The sequence below is a fragment of the Thermomonas haemolytica genome, from assembly GCF_004346265.1.
In the GTDB taxonomy this organism is placed as follows: domain Bacteria; phylum Pseudomonadota; class Gammaproteobacteria; order Xanthomonadales; family Xanthomonadaceae; genus Thermomonas; species Thermomonas haemolytica.
Window position 1 is genome coordinate 86,920 of the sequence record NZ_SMAP01000004.1, and the last position, 17,214, is coordinate 104,133.

General features: G+C 67.5%; 12 protein-coding genes and 2 tRNA genes. 13 read left to right on the plus strand and 1 reads right to left on the minus strand.

The window, feature by feature from the left end:
* Positions 1–28: 28 nt before the first annotated feature.
* From EDC34_RS06695 to EDC34_RS06755, 13 genes are all read left to right on the plus strand, one after another.
* Positions 29–3,748 carry a PilC/PilY family type IV pilus protein gene (locus EDC34_RS06695; protein WP_162797697.1) on the plus strand — a complete coding sequence of 1,240 codons (3,720 nt, stop codon included), beginning with the start codon at positions 29–31 and terminating at the stop codon, positions 3,746–3,748.
* Positions 3,749–3,768: 20 nt separating this feature from the next.
* Positions 3,769–4,173: a type IV pilin protein gene (locus EDC34_RS06700; RefSeq protein WP_205388061.1), complete on the plus strand. Its 405-nt coding sequence runs from the start codon at positions 3,769–3,771 to the stop codon at positions 4,171–4,173.
* 238 nt (positions 4,174–4,411) lie between these two features.
* Positions 4,412–7,045, plus strand: a complete 2,634-nt coding sequence (locus tag EDC34_RS06705) for a TonB-dependent receptor (RefSeq protein ID WP_240311092.1) — start codon at positions 4,412–4,414, stop codon at positions 7,043–7,045.
* A 103-nt stretch (positions 7,046–7,148) separates the two neighbouring features.
* Positions 7,149–7,646 (plus strand): CinA family protein, encoded by a 498-nt coding sequence (locus tag EDC34_RS06710; protein WP_114960237.1) that lies wholly within the window; start codon positions 7,149–7,151, stop codon positions 7,644–7,646.
* Positions 7,647–7,701: 55 nt separating this feature from the next.
* Positions 7,702–8,337, plus strand: coding sequence for a transcriptional repressor LexA (gene lexA / locus EDC34_RS06715; RefSeq protein WP_114960236.1), 636 nt, complete (start codon positions 7,702–7,704; stop codon positions 8,335–8,337).
* Between the two features lie 182 nt (positions 8,338–8,519).
* Positions 8,520–9,554: a recombinase RecA gene (gene recA / locus EDC34_RS06720; protein ID WP_114960235.1), complete on the plus strand. Its 1,035-nt coding sequence runs from the start codon at positions 8,520–8,522 to the stop codon at positions 9,552–9,554.
* Entirely contained in the window at positions 9,551–10,057 is a 507-nt protein-coding gene (gene recX, locus EDC34_RS06725) for a recombination regulator RecX (RefSeq protein ID WP_114960234.1), read from the plus strand. Before recA ends, recX begins: the two co-directional genes overlap by 4 nt.
* A 190-nt stretch (positions 10,058–10,247) precedes the next feature.
* The gene (alaS, locus tag EDC34_RS06730; RefSeq protein WP_114960233.1) at positions 10,248–12,893 is read left to right on the plus strand and encodes an alanine--tRNA ligase; all 2,646 of its coding nucleotides are present in this window, start codon (positions 10,248–10,250) and stop codon (positions 12,891–12,893) included.
* A 139-nt stretch (positions 12,894–13,032) separates the two neighbouring features.
* Positions 13,033–13,227 (plus strand): carbon storage regulator CsrA, encoded by a 195-nt coding sequence (csrA, locus tag EDC34_RS06735; RefSeq protein ID WP_114960232.1) that lies wholly within the window; start codon positions 13,033–13,035, stop codon positions 13,225–13,227.
* Positions 13,228–13,283: 56 nt separating this feature from the next.
* A tRNA-Ser gene (locus EDC34_RS06740) sits at positions 13,284–13,376 on the plus strand.
* Positions 13,377–13,464: 88 nt separating this feature from the next.
* A tRNA-Arg gene (locus EDC34_RS06745) sits at positions 13,465–13,541 on the plus strand.
* A gap of 316 nt (positions 13,542–13,857) precedes the next feature.
* Entirely contained in the window at positions 13,858–14,118 is a 261-nt protein-coding gene (locus EDC34_RS06750) for a helix-turn-helix domain-containing protein (protein ID WP_114960231.1), read from the plus strand.
* Positions 14,115–15,800, plus strand: a complete 1,686-nt coding sequence (locus tag EDC34_RS06755) for a SulP family inorganic anion transporter (protein WP_114960230.1) — start codon at positions 14,115–14,117, stop codon at positions 15,798–15,800. The genes EDC34_RS06750 and EDC34_RS06755 overlap by 4 nt, the downstream gene beginning before the upstream one ends.
* Here the strand turns inward: EDC34_RS06755 and EDC34_RS06760 are convergent.
* The gene (locus tag EDC34_RS06760; protein WP_114960229.1) at positions 15,779–17,176 is read right to left on the minus strand and encodes a PhoH family protein; all 1,398 of its coding nucleotides are present in this window, start codon (positions 17,174–17,176) and stop codon (positions 15,779–15,781) included. The two genes, EDC34_RS06755 and EDC34_RS06760, sit on opposite strands and share 22 nt — an antisense overlap.
* Positions 17,177–17,214 lie beyond the last annotated feature (38 nt).

Consider the following 17,214-nt stretch of genomic DNA (forward strand, 5'->3'; position numbering starts at 1 on the left):
TCGTCCGCGACAGCAAAGAGAGCCTGCCATGAAGCGCCATGCCTCCCCCGCCCATCGCCGCCTGTCCCGCGCGCTGACGGCCACGCGCCCGTGGTGGACGGCGCCTGCCGCCTGCCTGGCGACCCTGCTGGCGCTGCCCCTGCATGCCGCCATCGTGTTCCCCGACCAGCCGCTGACCACCGGCAACCGGGTGGCACCGAACATCCTGTTCATCCTCGACGATTCGGGGTCGATGGCTTGGGCGAACATCAACAGCCAGGACATTTCCAAGATTACCGGCCCCGGCGGTTTCAGCAGCGTGCCGGACGCCGATGGCATCTCCACCGGCACCGGCAGGACGACCGAAACCACCGGTAATGCTGCGATGTACATGCAGAATTACGTCACCAACACGCTGTACTACAACCCGCTTACGAATTACCAGACATGGTTGCAGCCGAACGGCAACCGGATGACCGGCGGCACCAGCTTCACGTCTGTCTATAGCGATAACAACTACGTCACTTACTCGCCGGCCGGTACGACCAGTGGTGCGAAGGATCTGTCTGCCAAGACGCAGACCTTTTACGTGCCCAAAGATCCTTCAAGCACCGACATCACCTATCTGTCGAATGTCAGCAACTATTACCGCTACCAGATTCCCGCGGGCGGCAGTGATGTGGTGCGATCGGAGTATGGCGGGGTGGTGAGCAGTACATCCACTGTGTCTGGTTATCCAAAGTCCGGGCTGAGCCAGAGCAAGGGCAATTGGCTCTACTACACGGTGGTGTTGCCGTCTGATGCCGTTTCCCTGACTGCTACTACCAATGGCGGAAGCGGGGATGTCGATCTGTACGTGCGGGCTAACAGCAGTCCTACGACCAGCAATTACAACTGCCGATCCAACGGCGGCAGCAACAACGAGACCTGCACAATCAATCCCACCAGCAGTTCGACCTATGTGGTGGGTTTGTATGCGTATGCTGCGTTTTCAGGTGTCACTCTCAACGTCACATACACCACTACCAACAGCTGCAGCGGCAGCACCAGCGGCAACGACTGGATCAACTGCACCTCGGCCACGCCCACCGGGCGTTCCGTGTCTGCAGAGCTGGCCAACTTCGCCACCTGGTACTCCTACTATCGCACCCGCATCAAGACCGCAAAGGGAAGCGCAGCCGAGGCCTTTGGCGGGCTGGGCAACAAGGTGCGGGTGGGGTTTCGCACCATCTGGAACCGCAACAACCTTGATATCCCGGTGAATGACGGCAACGACGGCCGCTTCATCGACAGCGTGAGCCCCGCCACCACCAGCCGCAGCCAATGGTTCAACAGCCTGTTCAAGTCGCAAGCCAGCGGCTCCACCCCGCTGCAGAGCGCGCTGGACAGTGCCGGGCAATACTTTATGCGCACCGACAGCAGCGGGCCGTATGGGCCGGAGTCGGGGTCTAACCAGCTCTCCTGCCGGCAGAATTTCACCATCCTGACCACCGACGGCTACTGGAACAATTCAATCGTTTCCAGCGGCAATGTGGATGGCAGCAGCGGCAGCACGGTCACCGGGCCCAAATCGCAGAGCTATACCTACAGCCCCGCCGCGCCCTACCAGGACAGCTACGGCAGCACCCTGGCCGACATCGCGATGAAGTACTGGCGGACCGACCTGCGCACCGAGAGTTACATGGGCAATGCGTCCAGCCCGAACAATAACAACGTGCCTACCAGCACCGACGACCCCGCGTTCTGGCAGCACATGGTGACCTTCACTTTGGCCATCGGATTGAAGACCACCAAGGGCTGGGCCAGCGTGGCCGAGGCCACGACGGCCCTGCTGGGCGGGGATTCCTGGCCAGATCCGGATACGGCCAATCCTGGCAATGACAATGCCAATCGCCTGGATGACCTGCTGCATGCGGCCGTCAACGGCCACGGCGAGTTCACGCCGGCGACCAGCCCTGAAGTCTTTGCGCAAGGCCTGAACAAGGCACTGGCCACCATCACCCAGCGCACCAGTTCGTTCTCCAACGTCACCGCGAACTCCACCTCTCTCAATACCGGGGCGCAGATCTTCTCGGCCAGCTATGTCTCCGGCGTGTGGACCGGTTCCCTCAAGGCGCAGGCCGTGAGCCGTACCGGCGTGGGCGCACAGAGCTGGACGGCCACCATTCCCGCGGTGGGCGTGCGCAAGGTGTTCACCGCCAATGGCACGCCGGGAAGTGCCGGCACCAGCGGCACCACCTTCCCGACCGCGGCGCAGACCTCCGCGCTGGACAACAGCGGGGTTGGTCCCGCCAATTACGAGGCCACCGGCGCGCAGAATGCCGCCTACATTAAGGGTGATGCCAGCCGCGAGGACCGCAACGGCGTCAGCAATCTGCGCAACCGGCCGATCACGGTGCTGGGCGATATCGTCAACTCGTCGCCCGCTTACGTGCCCGGTGGCGCGCAGGGAGATGGCACCAGTGCCGGTACGGTGTACATCGGCGCCAACGACGGCATGCTGCACGCGTTCGATGCGGCCAATGGCCAGGAGCTGTTCGCCTATGTGCCGAACATCCTGAATTTCACCAACCTCAAGCAGCTCAGCCGCGGCGATTACGACCACAAGTTCTTCGTGGATGGCCCTATCGTGGTCAGCCCGCGCACGCTCACCCCGGGCCAGAACATCCTGGTCGGCGCGCTGGGGCGCGGCGGCAAGGGCCTGTATGCGCTGGACGTGAGCGCGCCGGGGTCGTTCGGCACCAGTAACTTCAAGTGGGAACGCAAGGACACCCCGGGCAGCAACATGGGCAACGTGGTCGGTACGCCGATCCTTGCGCAGGTGCGTAACGGTGTCGCGACGCCCGCCGTGGTGTTCGGCAACGGGCCCAACAGCACCAATGACAAGGCGGTGCTGGTGGTGATGAACCTGAGCGACGGCAGCGTGATCCGCGAGATCCCCACCGACAACACCACCAACAATGGCCTGATGGCGCCGCTGGGCGTGTATGCGGCCGACGGCAAGACCCTGGTCTATGCCTATGCGGGCGACATGCAGGGCAACATCTGGAAGTTCGACCTGCGTTCCAGCACGCCCTCGGCCTGGACCGCCACCAAGATCTTCCATGCCGAAAAGACCGCCGGCAGCCCGCAGCCGATCACGGGTGGCCTGGCCTCGGCGATCGACCAGAAGACCAACAAGCGCTGGATCTTCTTTGGCACCGGCCGCTTCATGACCAACGACGATGCCAACGACAAGACGACCTATGCCCAGAGCATGTACGGCTTCATGGATGATGGCGGCTCCTACACCCGCGCCGACCTGACTGCACGCAGCATCACCGTCTCCGGCGACTACCGCTACTTCGACGACCAGGCCGCGCTGCCGTCGGCGTCCAAGGGCTGGTACGTGGACCTGCCGGGCAAGGGCGAGCGCATCGTGCAGGACGTGCAGATCGACAACAACTACATGGTGTCGGCCAGCATGATCCCCGAGGGCGATGCCTGTGACGCCTCCGGTAGCGGCTATCTCAACGCCATCGACGCCTTCACCGGCACCAGCGGCGGCAAGTCGTACTTCGATCTGGACAAGAACGGCAGCACCGATGACACCGGCGCGGGCGGCCATCCGATCGGCTCGGTCAACCTCGGCGTGGGCATGCCCACGCGCCCGGTGCTGCTGCCCGGCGTGGGCGTGGTGGACGGCAGCGCAGGTGCCGGAGCGAGCAGTTTCGGAAAGCAGATCATGACCTGGCAGCGCGTGTCCTGGCGCGAGATCCGCAACGACTGATGACGACCAAGGAGCGTTCCATGCGTGTCACGCAAGCATCCCGCGCTGCAGGCTTCAGCCTGATCGAGTTGATGGTGGTGGTGGCGATCGTGGGCATCCTCGCCTCGATCGCCCTGCCGTCCTACAACGAGCACCAGCGCAAGACCCGCCGTGCCGCCGGCGAGGCCTGCCTGGTGGCGGTGTCGCAGCGCCTGGAGCGGGTGTACACCACCGATCTCAGCTATGCCGGGGCCCCCGCGATCGGCACCCTGACCCAGGCCTGCGAGCCGGACACTCTGGGGTTCTACAACTTCTCGGTCGCGACCGGCGCCAAGACCTACACCATTTCCGCCGCGCCCACCGGCAAGCAGGCTGGCGACTCCTGCGGCACCCTGAGCCTGAACCAGGCCGGGGTGAAATCCCCCTCCACCTCCGGCTGCTGGTAAGCCGCCGCATGCGACCCCGATGCGTTGACCGAAGCCCGCCGCAAGGCGGGCTTCTTTCTCGTGAAAATCCTCGCGCGAGGCCTGCAACCAAGCTCGGCGGTGCGTTATGGTGCGAAGGCGCGCACCTCCCGGGGAAGGGGCGGGCGCGATAGAAGGGTTTCAGGACGATTCCACGGCGGTGACCGGCGGGGATGCCGGTGACCGTTTCCATCCACATGATCATCGGGAGGGGTCGATCATGCAGTACATCCGTTTGCAGCCCAAGGGCGTGGCCGTCGCGGTGGCGGCCGCATTGATGCTCACCGGCGTGGTGCCGGCGGCGGCACAGGACGCCGGGACGAAGCCTGACGTGAAGGCCGATACGAAGCCCGGCCAGACGCCGGAGCCCAAGACGCTGGATACCCTGGTGGTGACCGCGCAGAAGCGCGAGGAACTGCTGCAGGACGTGCCGGTGACGGTGACCGCGCTGTCGCAGCAGACCTTGCAGGATACCGGCGTGCGCGACATCAAGGACCTGCAGGTGCTGGTGCCCGGCCTGACCGTCACCAGCACCCAGAGCGAGGCGATCACCACCGCGCGCCTGCGCGGCATCGGCACGGTGGGCGACAACATCGGGCTGGAGTCCTCGGTGGGCGTGGTGATCGACGGCGTGTACCGCCCGCGCAATTCGGTCGGTTTCGGCGACCTCGGCGAACTCGAGCGGATCGAGGTGTTGAAGGGCCCGCAGGGCACGCTGTTCGGCAAGAACACCTCGGCTGGCGTGATCAACGTCATCACCCGCAAGCCGGATTTCGAACTGGCCGGCGGCGGCGAGTTGACCATGGGCGACTACAACGCGCGTGGCGGCTCGGCCTGGTTCAACACGCCGCTCGGCGACACCGCCGCGTTGCGCCTGTATGCCGCGCGTCGCGAGCGCGACGGCTGGATGAAGGTGGTGACCGGCGCCGGCCCGCGCACCCGCGACCGCGATTACGACCAGAACTTCGACACCTTCCGCGCCAAGCTGCTGTGGCAGGCCAGCGACCGCCTGGAGGTGCTGCTGTCGGCGGATGCCACCCATCGCAACGAGAACTGCTGTACCGCCGTGCAACTGGTCAGCGGCAGCAGCGCGCCGCTGATCAATGCGCTGGGCGGCGGCAATGCCATCGCGATCCCCGCCAATCCGTGGGCGCGGGTGGCCTACAGCAACCGCGACACCACCCAGAAGATCAACGACCGCGGCGTACAGGCCGAGCTGACCTACAGCATGGATGCGCTGGGCGGCGCCACCCTGACCTCGATCACCGCCAGCCGCGACTGGGATGCGGTGAACGGCCGCGATTTCGATTTCAGCGCGGCCGACCTGATCTATATGAACCCGCAGAAGGACGAGTCCTACAGCCAGTTCAAGACCTTCAGCCAGGAGCTGCGGCTGGCCGGCAGCAGCGAGCGGTTCGACTGGCTGCTGGGCGCGTTCTACAGCGACGAGACCATCCACCGCACCGAAAGCTACCGGATCGGCGCGGCCTACGAGCCGTATCTGTCGATCGGCCTGCTCTCGCTGATCAACCCGCCCTCGGCCAGCCTGCCGAACGCGGCCACCTTCCTGGCCGATGCCACCGGGCGTCCCTATGGCACGGTATTCGCCGGGCTGGGCGCGCTCGACCACTACCGCCAGACCGCGCGCAGCAGCGCGCTGTTCAGCAACAACACCTGGCATGCGGCAGAGGGGCTGGAGATCACCCTGGGCCTGCGCTACACCCGCGAGACCAAGCACCTGCTGTCGGCGTACGCCAACCCCAACGGCAGCCCGGGCTGCGCCTCGTATTTCGACGCCAACGGCAACGTCAGCGCGGCGGCGATCGGGCGCATCGCCACCGCGTTGACCGCGCGCGGGGTGCCGTTCGCGCTGCTGCCGGCGGCCACCCAGCAGGCCATCATCGGCAACGTGGTGGCCTACAGCTGCCTGCCCTGGGCCAACGTGGGGCACGCTGGCCGCAGCACCGACCAGTCGCTGGCCGAGAATGCGTGGTCGGGCACGCTGAAGGCCGCCTACCGCTGGAACCCGCACGTGATGACCTATCTCTCGTTCGCGCGCGGCTACAAGGCCGGTGGCTTCAACCTCGACCGCGTGCAGTCCAGCAACGGCCTGTCCAGCGGCGGCCCGGGGATCGTCCCGGTCAACGACACCGCGTTCCCGGGTGAGTTCGTGAACAGCTGGGAGCTGGGCGCCAAGACCACCTGGGCCGGTGGCAACCTGCTGCTCAACGCCGCGCTGTTCCACCAGAGCTACAGCGACTTCCAGCTCAACAGCTTCCTCGGCACCAGCTTCGTGGTGCGCTCGATCCCGCGGGTGATCTCCAAGGGCCTGGACGCCGAACTGCTGTGGCAGCCGAAAGCCGTGCGCGGCCTGATGCTGCAGGCCGGGGCGATGTGGGCCGATACCCGCTACGGCAAGGATATTCCGGGGGCGGATTTCGTCTATCCCGGCGCCCTGTACAAGCTGCCCGGCGCGCGCATGAGCTTCGCGCCGCGGTTCTCCGGCTCGCTGTCGGCGACCTACGAATGGGACGTGGGCAGCCGCCTGCAGGGGCGTTTCACCATCGGCGGCAAGTACATGTCGAGCTACAACACCGGCTCCGACCTCGACGCCGAGAAGCTCCAGAAGGGCTACGCGCTGGTGAACGCGCGCATCGGCATCGGCCGCCGCGACCAGCGCTGGCAGGTGGAGCTGTGGGCCACCAACCTGTTCAACCAGGACTACGTGCAGGTGGGGTTCGACGGGCCGCTGCAGGCGCTGGGCACGCCCGAGCCGGGCAACCCGCGCAATACCTACGATGCGTTCCTGGGCGCGCCGCGCATGGTCGGGGCCACCCTGCGGCTGCGCTTCTGAAGGCAGCCCTCCCGGAGTCGCCAACCGGCCCGCATCTGCGGGCCGGTTCCGTTTTGCGCCCGCATGCGCTACAACGCCCGCACCCCTCCCGCAGGCCGCGCGCATGATCGCCCCCGACGACCACGACCTCGACGCGCTGGCGCGCGCCACCGGGCAACGCCTGCTGGCGGCCCGTCAGATGCTGGTCACCGCCGAAAGCTGCACCGGCGGCTGGATCGCCAAGTGCATGACCGATATCCCCGGCTCCTCGGCCTGGTTCGACTGCGGCATGGTGGCCTACAGCTACGAGGCCAAGCAGGCCCTGCTGGGCGTGCGCCCGCAGACCCTGGAGCAGTTCGGCGCGGTCAGCCGCGAAACCGTGGTGGAAATGGTGTCCGGCGCGCTGGTGCACTCCGGCGCCACGCTCGCGGTGGCCGTCACCGGCATCGCCGGCCCCGGCGGCGGCAGCGCCGACAAGCCGGTCGGCTCGGTCTGGATCGGCTGGAAGCGCCGCGGCGGCTATGCCCGCGCCGAGCTGTTCCGCTTCGAAGGCAATCGCGACGCGGTGCGCCGGCAGACCGTGGCGGCGGCGCTGCGTGGCCTGGAGCGACAGCTGGGTTGAGCGCGGCGGGCGGGGCGGTTGACGGGGAAAATCGTTAGTAGTATTACTACTAACCATGAGCCTGACCGACACCCAGCGCGCCATCCACGCCTTCATCGCCGACCGCATCGAAGCCGACGGCTTCGCTCCCTCGCAGGCGGAAATCGCCCGCGCCTTCGGCTTCAAGGGCGTGCGCGCCGCCCAGTACCACCTGGAGGCGCTGGAGGCCGCCGGGATCGTCGAGCGCAGCCCCGGCCGCGCGCGCAGCCTGCGCCTGCTGCAGCTGCCCGAGGGGCCGCGCCAGCTGGAGCTGGCCGCCAACGACGCGGCGCTGCACCTGCCGGTGCTGGGGCAGGTCGCCGCCGGCGTACCGATCGGTGCCGACATCGGCAGCGACCAGATGCTCCTGCTCGACCGCGCCCTGTTCTCGCCGCGTCCGGATTACCTGCTCAAGGTCAAGGGCGATTCCATGCGCGACGAGGGCATCTTCGACGGCGACCTGATCGGCGTGCACCGCACGTCCGAGGCGCGCAACGGGCAGGTGGTGATCGCCCGCATCGACGACGAGATCACCGTGAAGCTGCTGAAGCTGGGGCAGGGCAAGATCCGCCTGCTACCGCGCAACCCGGACTACGCCCCCATCGAGGTGAAACCGGGCCAGGACTTCGCCATCGAGGGCCTGTACTGCGGCCTGGTGCGCCCGAATGCGTGATCCGGCAGCCGTTCCGGTGCGTACGCACGGGGAATCCCGAGCCGCGGCCCGGGCCTTTCCCGATGCTCCGCGCCAGGCGCGCCATGTCAATGTCCCGATCGCGTCTCCGCGTCGCAGCCCGTGCGACGCAGCCCGCCTAAGCTGACCCCATTCCAGAGATCACAGACTTGAGGAGCACCACGATGGACGAGAACAAGAAGCGCGCGCTTGCGGCGGCCCTGGGCCAGATCGAGCGCCAGTTCGGCAAGGGCTCGGTGATGCGCATGGGCGACCGCACGGTGGAGGCGGTGGAGACCATCGGCACCGGCTCTCTCATGCTGGACATCGCCCTCGGCATCGGCGGCCTGCCCAAGGGCCGGGTGGTGGAGATCTACGGGCCCGAGTCCTCGGGCAAGACCACGCTGACCCTGCAGGCCATCGCCCAGTGCCAGAAGGCGGGCGGCACCTGCGCCTTCATCGATGCCGAGCATGCGCTGGATCCGGTCTACGCGCAGAAGCTGGGCGTGAACCTGGACGACCTGCTGCTGTCGCAGCCCGACACCGGCGAGCAGGCGCTGGAGATCGCGGACATGCTGGTGCGCTCCAATGCCATCGACATGGTGGTGGTGGACTCGGTGGCCGCGCTCACCCCCAAGGCCGAGATCGAGGGCGAGATGGGCGACCAGCTGCCCGGCCTGCAGGCGCGCCTGATGAGCCAGGCCCTGCGCAAGCTGACCGGCAACATCAAGCGCAGCAACTGCCTGGTGATCTTCATCAACCAGCTGCGCATGAAGATCGGCGTGATGATGCCGGGCCAGAGCCCGGAGACCACCACCGGCGGCAACGCGCTGAAGTTCTACGCGTCGGTGCGCCTGGACATCCGCCGCATCGGCAGCATCAAGAAGGGCGACGAGATCATCGGCAACCAGACCCGCATCAAGGTGGTCAAGAACAAGCTGGCGCCCCCGTTCAAACAGGTCGTCACCGAGATCCTGTACGGCGAGGGCATCAGCCGCGAGGGCGAGCTGATCGACATGGGCGTGGACGCCAAGCTGGTCGAGAAATCCGGCGCCTGGTACAGCTACGACGGCGAGCGCATCGGGCAGGGCAAGGAGAACGCCCGCCAGTACCTCAAGGAAAACCCGGCCGCGGCGCAGAAGCTGGAAGCCGCGCTGCGCGAGAAGTTCGTGCCCGAGGACGCCGCGCGCGAGGAAGACGACGCCGGCGACGAAGAGTGAGCCATTCCGGCGGCGGCGACGAGACGGCGTCCTCGTCAGCGCCGGGGCGTCGCCGCCGCCCGGAACCCACGCCCGTGCAGCGGGCGCTCGGCCTGCTGACCCGCCGCGAGCATTCCCGCCACGAACTGGTCCGCAAGCTGAAGCAGCGCGGTGTGGAGGCCGATGATGCCGCTGCGGCGATCGAGCGGCTGGCCGAGGCCGGCTGGCAGGACGATGCCCGCTTCGCGGAGTCCCTGGTCCGCAATCGCGCCGGCAGCGGCTACGGGCCGGCCTATATCCGCGCCGAGCTGGGCACCCACGGCCTGCCGGCCGACCTCGTCGATGCCGCGCTGAAGGCGTACGCCGGCGATTGGATCGACAACGCCCGCCAGTTGCTCCGGCGGCGCCACCCGCAGGCGCTGGAAGGCGACCGCGAGGCCCGCCGCAAGGCCGCCGATTTCCTGCTGCGACGGGGGTTCGGGATGGACGCGGTACGCGCGGCGCTGGCGGCCGACCTCGATTGATCCTGCCGGCCCCCGGAGCGGCGGCATCGGGGCGCATGGACGAAGCCGGCTGCCCGGACTGGCATCGATAAATCCGGAACGGAGCGGGCGCCGCCTGTAAACTGGCGGCACTGGGTTGCCAACTCGAGTCCGCGGCCGCATCGTGGTCGGCCTGCGGGCGCGTGGCTGCCCGCCACTTTCCGATGCCCGCATGAATACGCCCGCCAAGACCACCTCCGACATCCGCCGCGACTTCCTGGAGTTCTTCGCCTCCAAGGGCCATACCATCGTGCCGTCCGCACCCCTGGTGCCCGGCAACGACCCGACCCTGCTGTTCACCAATTCCGGCATGGTCCAGTTCAAGGACGTGTTCCTGGGCGCGGAGAAGCGCAGCTATGTGCGCGCGGCCGACGTGCAGCGCTGCCTGCGCGCCGGCGGCAAGCACAACGACCTCGATTCGGTGGGCTACACCGCGCGCCACCACACCTTCTTCGAGATGCTGGGCAACTGGTCGTTCGGCGACTACTTCAAGAAAGAGGCCATCGCCTGGGCGTGGGAGCTGCTCACCGAGGTCTGGAAGCTGCCGAAGGAGCGCCTGCTGGCCACCGTCTACCACACCGACGACGAGGCCTACGCGATCTGGCGCGACGACATCGGCCTGCCGGAAGACCGCATCATCCGCATCGGCGACAACAAGGGCGCGCCCTACGCCTCCGACAACTTCTGGCAGATGGCCGATACCGGCCCCTGCGGCCCCTGCACCGAGATTTTCTACGACCACGGCCCCGACCACTTCGGCGGTCCCCCGGGCTCGCCCGACGAGGACGGCGACCGCTACATCGAAATCTGGAACAACGTCTTCATGCAGTTCGACCGCGCCGCGGACGGCACCCTGACGCCGCTGCCCGCGCCCTGCGTGGACACCGGCATGGGGCTGGAGCGCATCACCGCGATCCTGCAGGGCGTGCATTCCAACTACGAGATCGACCTGTTCCAGACGCTGATCAAACGCGCCGCCGAGCTGACCGGCACGGCCGACTTGGAGAACAAGTCGCTGCGGGTGATCGCCGACCATATCCGCGCCTGCGCCTTCCTGATCGTGGATGGCGTGCTGCCCTCGAACGAAGGCCGCGGCTACGTGCTGCGCCGGATCATCCGCCGCGCCCTGCGCCACGGCTGGATGTTGGGCGTGCGCCAGCCGTTCTTCCACAAGCTCGTCGCCACCCTTGACGGGCTGATGGGCGAGGCCTACCCGGTACTGCGCGAAGGCCGTGCCACCGCCGAGCGCGCGCTGCTGGCGGAAGAGGAGCGCTTTGCGGAAACCCTGGATGCTGGCATGCGCATCTTCGAGGAGGTGGCGGCCAGGGTGACGGATGGCGTGATTCCCGGCGCCGACGCCTTCCGCCTGTACGACACCTACGGCTTCCCGCTCGACCTCACCCAGGACATGGCGCGCGAGCGCGGGATGACGGTGGACGTGGCCGGCTTCGATGCCGCGATGGCGCAGCAGAAGGAAACCGCGCGCGCGGCCGGCAAGTTCGGCGGCGGCGTGCAGCTGCCGGCGGAGCTGGTGGCGCGGCTCACCCCCACCCGCTTCCTCGGCTACGACATGCTCGAGGCCGGCGGCCTGGCGGTGCTGGCGCTGCTGAAGGACGGCAAGCCGGTGGAGGCGGTGGAGGCCGGCGACGAGGCGATCGTGATCCTCGATGCCACTCCGTTCTACGCCGAATCCGGCGGCCAGGTGGGCGACACCGGCGAGCTGGACGGGGTCGAGAGCCGCTTCACGGTGACCGACACCCTCAAGCTCGCCGGCCAGTTCCACGGCCACCTCGGGCGCATGCAGTTCGGCCGCCTGCGCGTGGGCGACCACCTGCACGGCGCGGTCGATGCCGCCCGCCGCGGCGCCACCGTGCTCAACCACAGCGCCACCCACCTGCTGCACGCCGCGCTGCGCGAGGTGCTGGGCACCCACGTGCAGCAGAAGGGCTCGCTGGTCGCGCCGGACCGGCTGCGTTTCGATTTCTCGCACTTCCAGCCGGTCACGGCGGCGGAACTGGCCGAGATCGAGCGCCGGGTCAACGCGCAGATCCGCGCCAACCACGCCGGCGAGATCCATCACATGGGCATGCAGGAGGCGCTGGACTTCGGGGCCATCGCCCTGTTCGGCGAGAAGTACGGCGAGCGCGTGCGCGTGCTGCGCTTCGGCGATGCGTCCACCGAGCTGTGCGGCGGCACCCACGTCGTGCGGACCGGCGACATCGGCCTGTTCAAGATCGTCAGCGAGGGCGGCGTGTCCGCCGGCGTGCGCCGGATCGAGGCCGTCACCGGCCAGGGCGCGCTGGATTACGTGGCGACTGAGGAGCACCGCCTGCACGAGGCCGCGCAGCTGCTGGGCGGCAATGCAAGCGATGTGGCCGACAAGCTGCGTGCGCTGCTGGAGCGCCAGAAGAAGCTCGAGCGCGAGCTGGAGCAGCTCAAGGCCAAGGCGGCGTCCAGCGCCACCGGCGATTTGGCCGCGCAGGCGCAGGAGGTCGCCGGCATCAAGGTGCTGGCCGCGCGCCTGGAAGGGTTCGACGCCAAGGCCCTGCGCGAGGCCATGGATCGCCTGAAGCAGCAGCTGGGCGATGCGGTGGTGGTGCTGGCCGGGGCCGAAGGCGGCAAGGCCGCGCTGGTGGCCGGCGTCTCCGGCGCCGCGCTGGGCAAGGTCAAGGCCGGCGAGGTGCTGGCGGATGTCGCGCGCCAGACCAATGGCAAGGGCGGCGGCCGTCCGGACATGGCCCAGGGCGGTGGCGAGGACGGCCCGGCCCTGACCGCGGCGTTGGCCGGGGTACCGGACTGGGTGCGGCAGCGGGTGTGAGCCCCGCGCCCGCGGAACAGGCGGGGTTCGGCTTGTCGAAGCGGAAGCCGGGCCGGTATGATCGGATAAAGATAGACTGGATGTCTGCGCGGCCGTATCCCCGGGCGTGCAAGAGCGCCAGCGACAGGGGAGTTGCGCGATGTTGATCTTGACCAGGCGGGTAGGCGAGACCCTGATGATCGGCGATGCGATCACCGTCACCGTGCTCGGCGTGAAGGGCAACCAGGTGCGGATCGGCATCACCGCGCCCAAGGACGTGGCCGTGCATCGGGAAGAGATCTACCAGCGCATCCAGAGCGGCGAAGAAGGCAAGGGCGGGGAAAAATCGCCTTGAGGTTTGCCGGAACGCGCTCGAGCCTGTATCCTTGCCGGCTCGCGGATCGCCTCAACGGAGACTTGCCCGAGAGGCCGAAGGGGCTCCCCTGCTAAGGGAGTATAGGGTCAAAAGCTCTATCGAGGGTTCGAATCCCTCAGTCTCCGCCACTTGCGGCGAAACGCGAAAATTTGCATCGAGACGGAAAATTTCCGTTGACGAGCAGGCGGGGTTTCCCCATAATTCCGCTTCTTCTTTGCGCCCGTAGCTCAGTTGGATAGAGCACCAGGCTACGAACTTGGGGGTCGGAGGTTCGAATCCTTCCGGGCGCGCCATCTAAAACGCAAAAGGGCCAATGAGTTAACGCTCATTGGCCCTTTTGCTTTGCATCTGCGGGCGGGAACCGGAGGGCACTCCCCGTTCTGATCCAGTTGCGTGCCGAACCGCAAGCTTGCCCGGAACGCCTCTCCGTATCGCAACGGAAGCAGAAGCACGTTGAATGGGATTGGCCGCGGCGTCTAGCAGCATTTTTCCCAGTCCGGCGATGCCCGAATGACGCCGTCAAAGCGCTGGCGCCGGCCTGTTGCGGATGGGGTGGGAATGGGTGTATAAAATTTTATATTTGATGTTTAAAGTATCAGGAATGATGTAATGATCAGCTCCCAGCAAATGCGCGCCGCGCGCGCCCTGCTCGGCATCGACCAGAAGACTCTGGCGCAGATGGCGGGGCTGTCGTTGCCGACCATCCAGCGCATGGAGGCCAGCGCGGGCAATGTGCGTGGGGTGGTGGAGTCGCTGACCCGGGTGGTCGAGGCGCTGGAAGCGGCCGGGGTCGAGCTGATCGGTGAAGGCGCACCCAGCCTCGATGGGGGCCGTGGGGTACGGTTGAAAGCACGCAGGAGCCAGGCATGATCGCTATTCTCGAGGCTGCACGCGCCGGGATGCTTCGGCGCGAACACTGGGGTCGCAATCTGGTCGCCGGCGCCATCGTCGGCGTGGTGGCCCTGCCGCTGTCGATGGCCTTTGCGATCGCCTCCGGCGTGCGGCCGGAGCAGGGGCTATACACCGCGATCATCGCCGGGATCGCGGTCTCGCTGTTCGGCGGCTCGCGGGTGCAGATCGCCGGGCCGACCGGCGCCTTCATCGTGATCCTGGCTGGCGTGGTGGCGCAGTTCGGCGTGGCGGGCCTGATGCTGGCCACCCTGATGGCGGGCATCATGCTGGTGGCGATGGGCTGGGCGCGGCTGGGGTCGGTGATCCGCTTCATCCCCGATCCGGTGATCGTGGGGTTCACCGCCGGCATCGGCGTGATCATCTGGGTCGGGCAGTGGCAGTACTTCTTCGGCTTGCCGGCACCCGGCGCCGGGCCGTTCTACCTCAAGACCTGGACCTTGCTGCAGGCCTTGCCGCAGCTGCACGTCGAGACCACCGCCATCGGTCTCCTGAGCCTGGCGCTGGCGCTGTGGGGGCCGCGGATTCCCGGGCTTGCGCGCGTGCCCGGGCCGCTGCTGGCCATGCTGGTGGCCACCGCGGCCGTGCAGCTGCTGCATCTGGACAAGGTGGCGACCATCGAGTCCACCTTCGGCGCGATTCCGCGCAGCCTGCCGCAGCTGCAGTTCCCGGCAGCCTCGTTTGATCACTGGATGGCGCTGCTGCCGTCGGCGTTCACCATCGCCATGCTGGGGGCGATCGAATCGCTGCTGTCGGCCGTGGTGGCCGATGGCATGGTCGGCACCCGCCATGATGCCAACCAGGAGCTGATCGGGCAGGGCATCGCCAACATCCTCTCGCCGCTGTTCGGGGGGATCGCCGCCACCGGCGCGATCGCGCGCACCGCCACCAACATCCGCAACGGCGGCAATGCTCCGCTGGCCGGCATCGTGCATGGGCTGACCTTGCTGCTGATCCTGCTGGTGTTCGCACCGTATGCCGGCAAGGTGCCGCTGGCGGCGCTGGCGGCGATCCTGTTCGTGGTGGCCTGGAACATGAGCGAGGCGCATCGCTTCCTGCGCCTGCTGCGGCATGCGCCGCGCGCGGATGCCGGGATCCTGGTGATCACCTTCGCGCTGACTATCCTCACCGACCTGGTGGTGGCGGTGAACATCGGGGTGATTCTGGCGATGTTCCAGTTCATGCGCCGCATGAGCGCGGCGGTGGACGTGGTCGAGCATGGGGCGCACAGCCTGCGCGAGCAGCTGGCGCAGGCGGGGCTGCAGGCGCTGCCGCCGGGCGTGGTGGTGTATGCGATCGACGGGCCGTTCTTCTTCGGCTCGGTGGATTCGCTGGAACGCGCGCTGTCCTGGTCGCAGCAGCCGCCGCGCCACGTGGTGCTGTGGCTGGAGCGGATGCCACTGATCGATGCCACCGGCCTCAAGCGCCTGGAATCCACCATCGAGGCGTTGCACCGGCGCGGCGTGAAGGTGGTGCTGTGCGGCGCCAATCCGCGCGTGCTGCGCAAACTGGTGCGGGCGCAGCTGGTGCGGCGCGACCGTCCGGACGGCTACTTCGCGGACCTGGCCACCGCACTGCGCGCCCTGCACGATGGGGCGCAGGCCATCGCCGGCCAGGACGGTCAGAGCGCGTCGGAGGCGTAGTCGGCCAGACGCGAGCGCTCGCCGCGGCGCAGGGTGACGTGCGCGCTGTGCGCCCACGACTTGAAGCGGTCCACGGCGTAGGTGAGGCCGGAGGTCGTCTCGGTGAGGTAGGGCGTGTCGATCTGCTCCACGTTGCCCAGGCACACGATCTTGGTGCCGGGGCCGGCGCGGGTGATCAGCGTCTTCATCTGCTTGGGCGTGAGGTTCTGTGCCTCGTCCAGGATCAGATAGCGGCTGAGGAAGGTGCGCCCGCGCATGAAGTTCAGCGAGCGGATCTTGATGCGGCTGGCCAGCAGGTCGTTGGTGGCCGCGCGGCCCCAGGCACCGCCCTCCTGGTTGTGGGTGAGCACTTCGAGGTTGTCGGTGAGCGCGCCCATCCATGGCGTCATCTTTTCCTCCTCGGTGCCGGGCAGGAAGCCGATGTCCTCGCCCACGCTCACGGTGGCGCGGGTCATGATGATTTCGCGGTAGCGCTGCGCGTCCATCGTCTGCGCCAGGCCCGCGGCCAGTGCCAGCAGGGTCTTGCCGGTGCCGGCGGTGCCGAGCAGGGTGACGAAGTCGATCTCCGGGTCCATCAGCGCGTTGAGCGCGAAGTTCTGCTCGCGGTTGCGCGCGGTGATGCCCCACACCGCATGCTGGCCGTGGCGGAAGTCGTCCACGATCTGCAGCACCACCTTGCCGTCCTGCAGGCGCGCGACCTTCATCTCCGACTGCTCGTCGCCGGGCAGGAACACGAACTGGTTCGGATACCAGTCCTCGCCCTCGCCGGCGGCGATCTCGTAGTAGGTGCGGCCCTTGTCGGTCCACGACTTCAGGTCCTTGCCGTGGCGCTGCCAGAAGTCCTCCGCCAGCGCGGTGGCGCCGGTATAGAGCAGGCTGAAGTCGTCCAGCGCGCGGTCGTTCTCGTAGTCCTCGCTGGCGATGCCGGCGATCGAGGCCTTGATCCGCAGGTTGATGTCCTTCGACACGAACACCACCGGCGTGCCGGGTTCCTGCTGCTTGAGCACCAGGATCGCGCCGAGGATGTTGTTGTCCGGGATCACCGTGCCGAAGCGCTTGCCGGCGTCGAAGTCGCCGGTCTGGAAGCGCAGCCGCCCGGCGCTCTCGGCGCCGCGCAGCTGCAGGCCCTGCGGGCGCACGAGCGGGATGCCCTGGCTGACGTCGCTGCTGCCGTGCGCCTCGATCAGCTCGTTGAGGAAGCGGCTGACCTGGCGCGCGTTGCGGCTGGCCTCGGAGGTGCCCTTCTTGCCGTTGTCCAGCTCCTCCATCACCTGCATCGGCAGGTACACATCGTGCTCCTCGAACTTGAACAGCGCGGTGGGGTCGTGCATCAGCACGTTGGTGTCGAGGACGTAGATGCGCTTGCTCCGGGTCATGCGGTGGTTCCTCGGGTCGGACAGCAGCGGGCCACCGC